Here is a 14076-nt window from a genome sequence, read left to right on the forward strand (position 1 = left end):
GTGAGTTACTAACAACTCACGCGACAAATCCAGTTACGGAAAAAGATTGCGTCGTTCCTCCGTGTTTTGCGTACCGACGAAGGATTCTTCACCGACTAATTTTGAACCTAAAAAAATTAAGGACGATGAAGAGTACATTTTCAGTTATCTACTACCTCAAACGTCAGGTAGTGAAAAAGGACGGGACAGTACCCGTCATGGGACGTATCACGGTGGACGGCAGCCAAACACAGTTCAGCTGCAAACTGACCGTCGATCCTAAGCTGTGGGACACCAAAGGAGGACGTGTCACGGGCAGAAGCACGGCTGCACTCGAAACGAACCGTATGCTCGACAAGATGCGCGTACGCATCAACAAGCACTATCAGGAAATCATGGAGCGTGACAACTTCGTCACTGCGGAAAAGGTGAAAAACGCCTTTCTTGGACTGGAACACCGCTACCACACGCTATTGCAGGTGTTCCGGCAACACAACGAGGACTATGCCAAGCAGGTGGAGGCAGGCATGAAAGCCAAAGGCACGTTTGACAAATACAAGATCGTTTACAAGCACCTGCAAGAGTTCCTCACCATCCGCTACCACGTGAAGGACATCGCCCTGAAAGAGCTTACCCCCGCTTTCATTTCCGATTTTGAAATGTTCCTGCGCACGGACAAACACTGCTGCACCAACACCGTGTGGCTGTATGTCTGCCCGCTTCGGACGATGGTGTTCATCGCCATCAACAATGAGTGGCTCACGCGCGACCCGTTCCGCGAGTATGAAATCAAGAAGGAGGAAACGACCCGCAGCTTTCTGACGAAAGATGAAATCCGCCTGCTGATGGAAGGTAAGCTGAAGAATGCGAAGCAAGAACTGTATCGTGATTTATACCTGTTCTGCGCCTTCACGGGCTTGTCGTTCGCCGATATGCGCAACCTGACGGAAGAGAATATCCGCACCTACTTTGACGAACACGAGTGGATAAACATCAACCGCCAGAAGACGGGTGTGGTGTCCAACATCCGTATGCTCGACATAGCGAAGCGCATCATCGACAAATACCGTGGGCTGTGTGGGGACGGCAGGATATTCCCCGTACCCCACTATAACACGTGCCTTGCCGGAATCCGTGCCGTCGCCAAGCGTTGCGGTATCACCAAGCATATTACATGGCATCAAAGCCGCCACACGGCCGCCACGACGGTGTTCCTCTCCAACGGCGTACCCATCGAAACGGTCAGTTCCATGCTGGGACACAAAAGCATAAAGACAACGCAGATATACGCGAAAATAACCAAAGAGAAGCTCAATCAAGACATGGAGAACCTTGCCGCGAGATTGAACCAAATCGAAGAATTTGCAGGTCGTACCATCTAAAACAGAGAAGCCATGAAACGTGACATAATCATCATTGAGGACAAGGCGGTCAGCGTAACCGGTAACGATGTATGGATGACCGCCGGAGAAATCGCCAGACTGTTCCACACGGGTGTCCCGGCAGTGAACGCCGCCATCAAAGCCATCCTCAAAACGGACGTGCTGAACGACTACGAGGCATGCCGCTACATCCAACTTGAAAACGGTCTGTATGCGGATGTTTACTCGCTTGAGATAATCATCCCCGTCACCTTTCGGCTGAGCACATACCATGCCCATCTTTTCCGCCGCTGGCTGATGGACAAGGCACTTGCAAAAGACAAGCATACCGCCTACATGTTATTCGTACATAGCGGAAAAGGCGGTTACTGCTGAAAAGACGATGAAAATCAATTAAAAACGGACAACCATCAAGCTGTCCGTTTTAACTTTAAAATAGTCAATTTTGAATATACAAATTATGTGCTAAAGAATATGAGGTATCAAAATTGAGATGGCTTATATAACATCTCATACTTTAACGAGCCACAATCAATGTACATATCATATTCCGCAATTCCTTTTTCTTGTGCTATATAATGCAAAGTTTTCTTGTGGATGTTTGAAATTCTCTCTCCATAATAGATTGCTTTAGGAACAATTTTCAGGCTTGTTGCACGAGAATGTGCGGCAGGTTGTTTCTCTGAATGAATAATACGCCATTCATTTTCATATTCCCACTGTGTGGATTTGTGAATAGCCATTTTCAAATGCGATAGTGAATCTATATTTTTAACATCCAGCCCCAAGCTCTTTGCTATATACCATTGAATAAAACTATTTGCATCAAAGCGGTTATTATCATATATAACAGGCAAGATACAACAATTCATTTCTCCTTGTTCTAATAAGAACCTTAAATCATATTCCAATGCAAACCCTTCATGATTTTGGGCATAGTGACTCCACATTATAACAGAATCTATGCTTTCACTTAAACATGCTATTGTAGATACGACCTTTAATGTATCCCCCATTTTTAATAGGATTTCTTTCAATATGTTTTCCATTACAACACTAAAAAGAGCTAATGTCAATGGATTTATGCCGTTACACGATATTACCTGTTTTTTTAAACCTGTCAAATTGTTTCTTCCGAAAAATTGGATTACACTTGGAGGAAATTCGAAATCTTTAGTTTCAAGTATCTGTTTGAATTGTTCAAGAAATTCTTCTGTACAACAAGCTCTCATTTGCTCTTGAATATTATCCAAACTATAATAAACAAGAGTGTCATAGGGGTCATTAAACTTATCAGCAGTAACAGCATAAACCAGATCCTTGTCAAAAGCATCAAGGTTTAATGTTGAACAACTCCTATATCTATACAGTTTTTGTGGCAACATTGACATCAATGCTGCACTTATAGGATAGATTCGGGATTTTATGTCCTCTTGCTCAATTCCTTCAGGAATTATTGTGGATTCTAACAATTTTGCAAATTCACTCCGAAGCATAATGGTATTCGTTTTAACCACAAAGGTACGCATTTTATTCCGGAATGTCAGGACATTACTCCATCGGTTTGCGGTAATTCGCCTCCAGCAGTTCACGCAATCCCGATTCGGGGTAAAGCACCTTCCCGCCTAAAAGGATAAAGGGCAACACTCTGTTGTTACGGTATTCCTGCAAGGTACGGCGGCTCACACGGAGCAACTCCGCCACCTCCCTGTCCGTCAGGTAACGTTCCCCGTCCAGCGGTGGACGGTAGTTTTCCAAAAATGCAGAGAGCCATTTAGAGCCTTTGCGCATATTCTGCACCACGGTGGCAAGCGGCTCGTCCTCCAGTGTAAAAACATCGTTGTTCTCGTTCATCATAACTTTGGATTCAGTGGGTGAATAATAAGATTACCTGCCGCCGGGATAGAGCGTACCGATAAGCGGAATCAGCCTCCTAACTTCTTCCGGCTTGTAATAGAACCTGCGGTTTATCTGCGAGTAGCCGATAAGCCGCTTGTCGCGCAACGTCTGCAACGTGCGCGGGCTGATTCTCAACTGCCCGCAGACTTCCTCGCCCGTGAGCCATCTTTCCAACCGCCCGCCGTCGCTCTTGCGCCTCAGGGCGGCAACCTTCTCCGAGAGGGCGTTGAAGGACGCCACCATCATCTCGAAGGTCTTTTTCTCGATAGATACAATTTCCATATTCAAAACATTTCAGGTTTGCCGCAAAGGTAACGCCATCCTCATGAACGCATATCGTTTCCCGCTGAAAGGCTGTATGTTGCGCCGTCTGTCCGGGTAATGGAGCCATTTCCAATAAAAATCTTACGTGAGACACGTAGTGAGCTGTTAAAGCCCCTTTTGTTTATTGCCGAATTTTGCCGCAGAAACCAAAAGAAAGGACTGAATATGAAAGTAATAACGATGGAAAGTTCCGCTTTCACCGCATTGACGGAACAGATAGCCGAGATAGCGGCACACGTGCGTGCCGTTTCCGGCGAAAGAAAGGAAAAATCCGCAGACAGGTTGCTCACCACCCGTGAGGCGGCGCACCTGTTGAATGTGAGTACCCGCACCCTCCAGCGTATGCGTAACGAGCATCGCATCGGCTATGTAGTGCTGCGCGGCAAATGCCGCTACCGACAGTCTGAAATCGACCGCCTGCTTGCGGACTGCACCGTCATGGAAGACGCGGCGACACCGACGGAACTGAAACGCAACCATACGCTACGCACGGGCGGCGGCAAACCCAAAAGAAGGAGGACGTGACATATGGAACTGCTTACCCGAAACAATTTTGAGAGCTGGATGCGGAAGCTGATGGAACGGCTCGACCGTCAGGACGAACTGCTGCTGTCCTTGCAGCCGTCCGGCAAAGCCCCGAACCCGATGGAGCGTATCAGGATGTTCGACAACCAAGACCTCTGTATGCTGCTCCAGATAAGCAAGCGTACCCTGCAACGCTACCGCAGCATCGGCGCGTTGCCGTACAAGACGCTCGGCAAAAAGACCTATTACAGCGAAGAGGACGTGCTGACGTTCCTTTCCGGACACGTAAAGGACTTCAAAAAGGAAGATATAGCCTTCTACAAGGCTCGTATCCATAATTTCTTTCAAAAATAACCCATTAAAACATTTTTCAAATGGCAAAGAAAAAAAGCGAAAAGGACGTGCTGATAGTCCGTGATGAGAAGACGGGCGAGATCAGCGTGGCAGCCGGGCTGGATGCCGACGGTTCCCCCAAGCGCACCCCCGCGAAAGCGGAGAACGCGCAGAGTTTCCTGCAATTCGACCGCCACGGCGACGTGCTGGACAACTTCTTCAAAAACTTCTTCCGGCAGTGCAAGGAACCCAGCCGCTTCGGTTTCTACCGTGTCGCGGCAGACCAAGCCGACAAACTGATGGAGGTGATGAAAGACCTGCTGAAAGACCCCGAAGCCAACAAGGAACTGCTTGCGCCCCACAAGGTGGACACTTCCGGCTACGAAAAGCAGGTGAAGGAAGAACAGACCGCCGGAAAGACGGAGCAGACGGAACAAAAGCAGGAAGAGCAGCCCAAAGAAACCCCAAAACAGGAAGAAATGGAAAAGAAGCAGGAACAGAATCAGGAAGGCCCGCAACAACAGACGCAAGGCAGACGGGGCTACCAGCCCATTGACGAGAGCAAAATCAACTGGCAGGAGCTGGAAGAGAAATGGGGCGTGAAACGTGACGACCTTGAAAAGTCCGGCGACCTTCAGAAGATGCTCAACTACGGCAAGTCCGATTTGGTGAAAGTGTCGCCCAAGTTCGGCGGCGAGGCTTTCGAGCTGGATGCCCGCCTTTCCTTCAAGAAAGACGGTGAAGGCAATGTCAGCCTCGTGCCGCATTTCATCCGCAAGGAGCAGAAACTCGACGAGTACAAGGAACACAAGTTCTCCGACGAAGACCGTAAGAACCTGCGCGAAACGGGCAACCTCGGCAGGGTCGTGGACATCGTGGACAGGGAAACGGGTGAAATCATCCCCTCGTTCATCAGCATAGACCGCAAGACGAATGAAATCACAGACATACCAGCAAACAAGGTACGCATACCGGAGCGCATCGGAAAGACGGAAATCACCAAACAGGAACAGGATATGTTGCGTGCCGGGCTGCCCGTGCGCGACAAGCTCATCGAGCGTAACGACGGCAGGAAGTTCGTCACCACCCTCCAAGTGAATGTAGAGCAGCGAGGCGTGGAGTTCGTACCGGGAACCGGCAGGTCGCCCCGTACCGCCCAGACGCAGGAAGCCAAGAACAATCCCACGCAGGGACAGGCTCAGGGCATGGAAAACTCCGCAGCCCCACAGAAAGAGCAACGCCGCAACACGTGGACGAACGCCGACGGCAGCATCCGCCCCATCAGCAAATGGAGCGGTGTGAACTTCACCGACCAGCAGAAAGCCGATTACGCGGCAGGCAAAGCCATCAAACTGGAGAACGTGACCGACAAGCAAGGCTTCCACGCCACGATGTACATCAAGTTCAACCCGGAGAAGGGACGTCCGTACCGCTACGACACCAACCCCGACAACGCGCAGAAGGTCGCCCCGTCCAACGAGAGCCGCACACAGGTGGCGGTGAACAGCGAAGGAAAGACCAACGAGGCGACCAAGAACCTGAAAGAGCCGTTGCTGAAAGGGCAGACCGCTCCGAAAGACGACAAACAGCAAAAGCAGCAGGAAAAGCCTCAGAAGAAAAACAACAAGGGCATGAAGATGTAACATCCCGTGTCCGCCACTAAATCCAAAGTAATAATCCATTAAAAAGTAAAACAGCATGAAGACAATCATTGCAGAAAAGCCATCCGTGGCACGTGAAATCGCCCGCATCGTAGGCGCGACAAAGAGAGAGGAAGGATATTTCGAGGGAGGCGGCTATGCCGTGACATGGGCGTTCGGACACCTCGTCCAGCTTGCCATGCCCGACGGCTACGGCATACGCGGCTTCGTCCGTGACAACCTGCCCGTCATTCCCGAAACCTTCACGCTCATTCCCCGTCAGGAAAAGACAGAGAAGGGCTACAAACCCGACAGCGGCGTGGTGTCGCAGATAAAAATCATCGCCCGTCTTTTCAAGGAAAGCGAGCAGATCATTGTGGCGACCGATGCAGGACGCGAAGGTGAGCTTATCTTCAGATACCTCTACCATTATATCGGATGTACCACGCCTTTCGTGCGCCTCTGGATAAGTTCGCTCACCGATAAGGCTATCCGCGAGGGGTTGCGTAACCTCGAAGCGGGCGACAAATACGACAACCTCTACCTTGCCGCCAAAGCACGGAGCGAATCCGACTGGCTTGTGGGCATCAACGGCACGCAGGCACTCTCCATCGCAGCCGGACACGGCACATATTCCGTCGGACGGGTGCAGACACCCACGCTGGCGATGGTGTGCGCTCGCTATTGGGAAAACCGCCGTTTCACGGTGGAACCTTTCTGGCAGCTCCATATCGCCGCAGACACAGGCGACGGCGAAGTGGTGAAACTCTCATCTTCCAAGAAATGGAAAGAGAAAGAACCTGCCACAGCACTATATAATAAGGTAAAGGAAGCCGGCTTTGCCACTGTCACAAAAGCCGAACGTAAAGAGAAGATAGAGGAAACTCCGCTCCTGTATGACCTGACCACGCTCCAGAAGGAAGCCAACGCCAAGCACGGCTTCACGGCGGAACAGACGCTTGAAATCGCGCAGAAACTCTACGAAAAGAAGTTGATAACCTATCCGAGAACGGGAAGCCGCTACATCCCCGAAGACGTGTTTGCCGAAATTCCCAAACTGCTCGCTTTCATCGGCACACAGCCCGAATGGAAAGACAAGGTGCGGGCAAAAGCCGCCCCGACACGCCGCAGCGTGGACGACGGCAAGGTGACAGACCACCATGCCCTGCTCGTCACGGGTGAGAAACCGCTCTTCCTCTCCAAAGAGGACAATACCATCTATCAGATGATTGCCGGGCGCATGGTCGAGGCATTCTCTGAGAAATGCGTCAAGGATGTGACCACTGTCACGGCGGAATGTGCCGGAGTGGAGTTTACCGTAAAAGGCAGCGTCGTGAAGCAAACCGGATGGCGTGCCGTCTATGGCGAGGAAAAAGAGGAAATTACCATCCCCGGCTGGCAGGAAGGCGACACGCTGACACCGAAAGGCTCGTCCATTACCGAAGGAAAGACCAAACCCAAGCCGCTGCATACCGAAGCCACCCTGCTCTCGGCAATGGAAACGGCGGGCAAGGAAATTGAGGACGACGCACTGCGGCAGGCGATGAAGGACTGTGGCATCGGTACTCCCGCCACACGCGCCTCCATCATCGAAACGCTTTTCAAGCGCGGTTACATGGAACGCTGCAAGAAGTCGCTTGTTCCCACCGAAAAAGGACTTGCCCTCAATTCCGTCGTCAAGACGATGCGCATCGCCGATGTTGCCATGACGGGCGAATGGGAAAAGGAGCTGGCGCGTATCGAGCGCGGGGAACTGTCCGACGACACCTTCCGCAAGGAGATAGAGGCGTACACACGTGAGATAACCTCCGAACTGATCTCGTGCGACAAGCTCTTCGGCAGCCGTGACTCCGGCTGCGCGTGTCCCAAGTGTGGCACGGGCAGGATGCGGTTCTACGGCAAGGTGGTACGCTGCGACAACACGGAGTGCGGACTGCCCGTGTTCCGGCTGAAAGCGGGACGCACCCTGTCCGACGATGAAATCAAAGACCTGCTCACCGAAGGGCATACCAAGCTGCTCAAAGGGTTCAAGAGCAAACAGGGCAAGAGTTTCGATGCTGTTGTCGCCTTTGACGGGGAATATAACACGACTTTTGTGTTCCCGGAGGCTAAAAAGGACAAGAAATTTTCAGGACGGAAGAAATAGTATTAACTTTGCCACTTGTTCAGAGTAATGAATTGTTCTTCGATACCGGATTACACTCATACTTTGGATTTAGTGGTGGCACTCGGAGGGATACCGAGTGCCTTTTTCTTCCTTTTTCCAACCGATTATCCCGTTAATTATCAATCCGCTAAATCCAAAGTAATGAACAACAAGAAGAAAAACGAGGGTCAGACCGACTTTTCCTATTACGGTCTGTACCTGCTGGACTACCTCCGCACGAACAAGTTTGAACAGGCGACTGACACCGCTTTCATACGGGAACGGGCCGACCGTGCCGCCGAAACGTATGAGAGGGCACGGCTTGAAGGCTATCCCGCCGATGGTGCGCAGGAACTGGCGATGGACACGCTGCTGCGCGGGCTGCATTATTCCCGTTACGCCATCCTCCGCGAAGTCGTGGAAAACGAGTTTGCCGATGAAGTGCCGGAAGAGAAGCGTGAAGCCTTTGTCCTGAAACTGCTGCCGCTTGTCGGCAACGTGTTCTCCGTCTATGACCTCTCGGATGACAATTTCGCCCTGTCTTCCGATTACGACCTGCTCTACACGGAGCTGACGGGAGCAACCGTCCTTTACTTAGACGAATATGGCGTTTAACCGCAAACAGAAACTGCGGGACAACATCGAGGCGATACGGACGGCATTCATCCTTGACAGGGAAAACAGGACAGCGACAACCGAAGAGCGTGCCATACTTCAAAGGTACTGCGGTTTCGGCGGTCTGAAATGTATCCTCAACCCTGCAAAGGAACTGACGGATGCCGTCCGGTGGGCGAAATCCGACCTCGAACTGTTCGCCCCGACGGTGGAGCTGCACAGGCTTATCCGTGAGAACAGCAAGGACGAAACAGAGTACAAGCGGTTTGTGGATTCGCTGAAAGCGTCCGTGCTGACCGCTTTCTACACCCCCAAAGAGATAACCGACACCATCGCGGACGTGCTGGCAGATTACAGCGTCCGCCCCGCCCGTATGCTCGAACCGTCGGCGGGGGTTGGCGTGTTCGTGGATTCCATGCTGCGGCACAACCCCAATGCGGATGTGATGGCTTTCGAGAAGGATCTGCTCACGGGTACAATCCTGAGGCATCTCTATCCCGGCAAGAAAACGCGCACCTGCGGTTTTGAGAAAATCGAAAGACCGTTCAACAATTATTTCGACTTGGCGGTGTCCAACATTCCGTTCGGAGACATAGCCGTGTTCGACCCTGAGTTTCAGCGGAGCGACTCATTCGGCAGACGCTCCGCCCAGAAAGCCATCCACAACTATTTCTTTCTCAAAGGACTGGATGCCGTGCGTGACGGCGGTATCGTGGCGTTCATCACCTCGCAAGGGGTATTGAACAGCACCAAGACCTCCGTGCGTAACGAGCTGTTCAGTAAGGCTGATCTGGTATCCGCGATACGCCTGCCCAACAACCTGTTCACGGACAACGCGGGGACAGAAGTGGGCAGTGACCTGATTGTAGTGCAAAAGAACCTCAGCAAGAAGGAAATGTCGCAGGGCGAGCGGCTGATGACCGTAATACAGACGGACACGAAAACCGACCTGACCGACAACGCCTATTTCATCCACCACCCGGAACGCATCGTGCATACGACGGCGAAACTTGACACCGACCCATACGGGAAGCCCGCTATGGTCTATCTGCACGAGGGCAAGGCAGCAGGCATCGCCGGGGATTTGCACCGTATGCTCGACGAGGATTTCCATTACAGGCTCGCCATGCGTCTGTATTCGGGTTCAATCCGGCAGTCGGGAACGGAAGAAAAAGTTACCGTTCAAAAGGAGGTGGAGCGTACTGCCATAAAGATGGAAACAACATCTTCGATGCAGGCGGTGGAAACTCCGACGGAGAAACCGCAACCCACAGAGGAAAAGCCGGAGATAGAGCCACGTCCGAAATATTCTGACGGTGTGCAGCTATCCTTGCTCGATCTCTGGGGGATGACGGAAGAAGTCAGCCAACAACCGAAAACCGCCAAAAAGAAAAAGGAGGCGAAAAAGGAAAGCTCGGCAAGGCGCGTTCTACCCAAGCCACAGGTGCATGTCACACAAAATGTTACGGCTGTGCCGACGGCTACCACCCCTAAGACTGTAACAGAGAACAAGGAGGCTAAAACGGAGAACACCGCCAAGCCTGCCGACCCGGACGACATCTATGCCACGTTGGACTGGGATACCAATCCTCCCATCAACGGCTTCTACGAGATGATGATGGATTTGACGCCGGAACGCAGGAAGGAACTTCGGGAACTGGCAAGGCAGCATAACGAGAAACAAGCGGCGGCGGAAAAGATGGAAGTGAAAGCCGTGCCGGACACTCCCCGTGAGCAACCACGGCAGGAGGAAACACAGCCGGAAGCAGTCACCGCACCTGCCGTTACAGATACCCCACCGGAAGCGGTGGCGACCTCCCTTTTCCCCGACATCGAAGCGGAGAAGCCGAAGGAAGAAGTCGTGGACCTTTCGCCGCGTGCCTACCACCGCACGCCGGAGATGCACCTGCGCGAAGGGTCGCTGGTGGCTGACAGGGGGCGTCATAACATCGGCTACCTGAAGGACATCACGCCATACGGGGCGACATTCCAGCCGCTCGACCTGAAAGGCTACCAGAAGGAGAAGGCGTTACAGTATGTTTTACTCCGTGACGCCTACGAGCGGCTGTACCGCTATGAATCGAACCTGCATGAAGCAAATGTCCCGTGGCGAGAGCATCTAAACACCTGTTACGATGAGTTTGTCATGCGCTACGGCAACCTCAACGCCAAGCAGAACGTGAAGTTAGTGATGATGGACGCGGGCGGGCGTGACATCCTTTCGCTGGAACGGGCGGAGAACGGGAAGTTTGTCAAGGCGGACATCTTCGAGCGTCCCGTTTCCTTCTCCGTGGAGAGCCATGCCAACGTCGGCTCACCCGAAGAAGCACTGTCCGCGTCGCTCAACAAGTTCGGCACTGTCGATCTCGACTATATGCGGGAGATAACCGACAGTACGGCGGAGGATTTGCTCACAGCCCTGCAAGGGCGCATCTATTACAATCCGCTCGTAACCGGTTACGAGATTAAGGACCGCTTTATTGCCGGAAACGTGATAGAGAAAGCGGAACGCATAGAGGCTTGGATGGGCGAAAACCCCGAAAGTGAACGTATGCCGGAGGTGAAGCAGGCGTTGGAGGCTCTGAAAGATGCCGAACCGCCGCGCATCGCTTTTGCAGACCTTGATTTCAATTTCGGGGAACGCTGGATTCCGACGGGGGTCTATGCCGCCTACATGAGCCGGCTGTTCGACGCGGAGGGGAAAATCGCCTACTCTGCAAGCATGGACGAGTTTTCGGTGGCGTGCGGCTACCGCACCATGAAAATCACGGACGAGTTTCTGGTGAAGGGGTATTACCGTAACTATGACGGCATGCACCTTCTGAAACACGCCCTGCACAACACCTGTCCCGACATGATGAAGTCCATCGGCAGGGACGAGCATGGCAACGACATCAAGGTGCGCGACAGCGAGGGAATACAGCTCGCCAACGCCAAGATTGACGAGATACGAAACGGCTTCTCCGAATGGCTCGAAGAGCAGTCGCCACAGTTCAAGGAGCGGCTGACGACGATGTATAACCGCAAGTTCAACTGTTTCGTGCGCCCGAAGTATGACGGCTCGCATCAGACTTTTCCCGACCTCAATCTGAAAGGGCTGGCAAGCCGGGGCATCAGGAGCGTCTATCCCTCGCAGATGGATTGCGTCTGGATGCTGAAACAGAACGGCGGCGGAATTTGTGACCACGAGGTTGGAACCGGCAAGACGCTGATAATGTGCATCGCCGCGCATGAAATGAAGCGTCTGAACTTGGCGCACAAGCCGATGATTATCGGGCTGAAAGCCAATGTTGCGGAGATTGCCGCCACCTATCAAGCGGCATATCCCAACGCGAGGATTCTGTACGCTTCGGAGAAAGACTTTTCGACCGCCAACCGCGTGCGTTTCTTCAACAACATCAAGAACAACGACTACGATTGTGTCATTATGTCGCACGACCAGTTCGGCAAGATACCGCAGTCGCCGGAGTTGCAGCAGCGCATCCTGCAAGCGGAGCTTGACACGGTGGAGGAAAACCTCGAAGTGCTGCGCCAGCAGGGAAAGAACGTATCGCGGGCGATGCTGAAAGGTCTGGAGAAGCGCAAGCATAACCTTGAAGCGAAATTGGAGAAGGTGGAACACGCCATAAAGTCACGCACGGACGACGTGGTGGACTTCAAGCAGATGGGCATCGACCACATTTTCATTGATGAATCGCACCAGTTCAAGAATCTGACTTTCAACACGCGCCACGACCGTGTGGCGGGATTGGGGAACAGCGAGGGAAGCCAGAAGGCACTGAACATGCTCTTTGCTATCCGCACCATACAGGAGCGCACGGGCAAGGACTTGGGGGCGACCTTCCTCTCCGGCACGACTATCAGCAACTCGCTGACTGAGCTGTACCTGCTGTTCAAGTACCTGCGCCCGAAGGAGCTGGAACGGCAGGACATTCGATGTTTTGATGCGTGGTCGGCGATATTTGCCAAGAAGACAACGGATTTTGAGTTCAACGTGACGAACAACGTGGTGCAGAAGGAGCGTTTCCGCTACTTCATCAAAGTGCCGGAGCTTGCCGCCTTCTATAATGAAATCACGGACTACCGCACGGCGGAGGATGTGGGCGTGGACCGTCCCAACAAAAACGAGATACTGCACCACATACCGCCCACGCCGGAGCAGGAGGACTTCATACAGAAGCTGATGCAATTCGCCAAGACGGGCGACGCCACCCTGTTGGGCAGACTGCCGCTTTCGGAAACGGAGGAAAAGGCGAAGATGCTTATCGCCACGGACTATGCCCGGAAGATGGCACTCGACATGCGCATGATAGACCCGCATTACGAAGACCACCCCGACAACAAGGCGAGCCACTGTGCCAAAATAATCGCGGAGTATTATCAAAAATACGACGCGCAGAAAGGCACGCAGTTCGTTTTCTCTGACTTGGGGACTTACCAGCCGGGCGATGGGTGGAACGTCTATTCGGAAATCAAGCGCAAACTGACGGAGGACTACGGTATACCGCCAAGCGAGGTGCGCTTCATTCAGGAGTGCAAGACCGACAAGGCTCGGAAGGCGGTGATAGATGCCATGAACGCCGGGACGGTGCGTGTGCTGTTCGGCTCCACCTCCATGCTCGGAACGGGTGTGAACGCACAGAAACGGTGTGTGGCAATTCATCATCTTGATACGCCGTGGCGACCGTCCGACCTGCAACAGCGTGACGGACGGGGAGTTAGAGCAGGCAACGAGATAGCCAAGCATTTCGCCGGGAACAACGTGGACGTAATAATCTACGCGGTGGAAAAATCACTGGACAGTTACAAGTTCAACCTCCTGCACTGCAAGCAGACTTTCATCAGCCAGCTTAAAAGCGGTGCTATGGAAGCGCGTACCATCGACGAGGGGGCAATGGACGAGAAATCGGGCATGAACTTCTCGGAATATATGGCGTTGCTATCCGGCAACACCGACCTGCTGGACAAGGCGAAACTGGAAAAACGTATCGCCTCGCTCGAAGGGGAACGCAAGTCGTTCAACAAGGGCAAGCGTGATTCGGAGTTCAAGCTGGAATCGAAGACCCGCGAGCTGGGCAACAACACAGCTTTCATAGATGCCATGACGGAGGACTGGAACCGCTTCCTCTCTGTGGTGCAGACCGACAAGGAGGGCAATCACCTTAATATAATAAAGGTGGACGGAGTGGATTCCGCCGATGAGAAAGTCATCGGAAAGCGTTTGCAGGAGATA

General features: G+C 52.6%; 11 protein-coding genes. 8 read left to right on the plus strand and 3 right to left on the minus strand.

Annotated features, from left to right (window positions below):
* The first annotated feature begins 125 nt into the window (after positions 1–125).
* Both DWX33_RS13530 and DWX33_RS13535 read left to right on the plus strand, forming a co-directional pair.
* The gene (locus DWX33_RS13530) at positions 126–1361 is read left to right on the plus strand and encodes a site-specific integrase (protein ID WP_032542969.1); all 1236 of its coding nucleotides are present in this window, start codon (positions 126–128) and stop codon (positions 1359–1361) included.
* Positions 1362–1373: 12 nt separating this feature from the next.
* The gene (locus DWX33_RS13535; RefSeq protein ID WP_005809276.1) at positions 1374–1736 is read left to right on the plus strand and encodes a hypothetical protein; all 363 of its coding nucleotides are present in this window, start codon (positions 1374–1376) and stop codon (positions 1734–1736) included.
* Positions 1737–1843: 107 nt separating this feature from the next.
* Here DWX33_RS13535 and DWX33_RS13540 read toward each other — a convergent pair whose 3' ends face one another.
* Genes DWX33_RS13540 through DWX33_RS13550 form a run of 3 tightly spaced genes read right to left on the minus strand, consistent with a single transcriptional unit; the run spans position 1844 to position 3542 of the window.
* Positions 1844–2857: a DUF2971 domain-containing protein gene (locus DWX33_RS13540; protein WP_005809274.1), complete on the minus strand. Its 1014-nt coding sequence runs from the start codon at positions 2855–2857 to the stop codon at positions 1844–1846.
* Positions 2858–2912: 55 nt separating this feature from the next.
* Complete coding sequence (locus DWX33_RS13545; protein ID WP_032538125.1) at positions 2913–3218, minus strand: helix-turn-helix domain-containing protein; 306 nt, start codon at positions 3216–3218, stop codon at positions 2913–2915.
* A gap of 30 nt (positions 3219–3248) precedes the next feature.
* Positions 3249–3542, minus strand: coding sequence for a helix-turn-helix domain-containing protein (locus DWX33_RS13550; protein ID WP_023056835.1), 294 nt, complete (start codon positions 3540–3542; stop codon positions 3249–3251).
* A 207-nt stretch (positions 3543–3749) separates the two neighbouring features.
* Here DWX33_RS13550 and DWX33_RS13555 point away from each other — a divergent pair, with 207 nt between their 5' ends.
* From DWX33_RS13555 to DWX33_RS13580, 6 genes are all read left to right on the plus strand, one after another.
* Entirely contained in the window at positions 3750–4109 is a 360-nt protein-coding gene (locus tag DWX33_RS13555; RefSeq protein ID WP_032538124.1) for a helix-turn-helix domain-containing protein, read from the plus strand.
* A 3-nt stretch (positions 4110–4112) separates the two neighbouring features.
* Positions 4113–4463 carry a helix-turn-helix domain-containing protein gene (locus DWX33_RS13560; RefSeq protein WP_032538123.1) on the plus strand — a complete coding sequence of 117 codons (351 nt, stop codon included), beginning with the start codon at positions 4113–4115 and terminating at the stop codon, positions 4461–4463.
* 20 nt (positions 4464–4483) lie between these two features.
* A complete protein-coding gene (locus DWX33_RS13565; protein WP_122380538.1) occupies positions 4484–6085 on the plus strand; it encodes a DUF3945 domain-containing protein in 1602 nt (533 codons plus the stop codon).
* A gap of 55 nt (positions 6086–6140) precedes the next feature.
* On the plus strand, positions 6141–8228 hold the full coding sequence (locus DWX33_RS13570) for a type IA DNA topoisomerase (RefSeq protein ID WP_032542968.1): 2088 nt from the start codon (positions 6141–6143) through the stop codon (positions 8226–8228).
* A gap of 162 nt (positions 8229–8390) precedes the next feature.
* The gene (locus DWX33_RS13575; RefSeq protein ID WP_199713299.1) at positions 8391–8843 is read left to right on the plus strand and encodes a DUF1896 domain-containing protein; all 453 of its coding nucleotides are present in this window, start codon (positions 8391–8393) and stop codon (positions 8841–8843) included.
* Positions 8833–14076, plus strand: a 5244-nt coding sequence (locus tag DWX33_RS13580) for an N-6 DNA methylase (RefSeq protein ID WP_122380542.1), incomplete at its 3' end; no start/stop codon positions are given. The genes DWX33_RS13575 and DWX33_RS13580, both read left to right, overlap by 11 nt.

Source organism: Parabacteroides sp. AF19-14, from assembly GCF_003635485.1.
Lineage (GTDB): Bacteria > Bacteroidota > Bacteroidia > Bacteroidales > Tannerellaceae > Parabacteroides > Parabacteroides distasonis.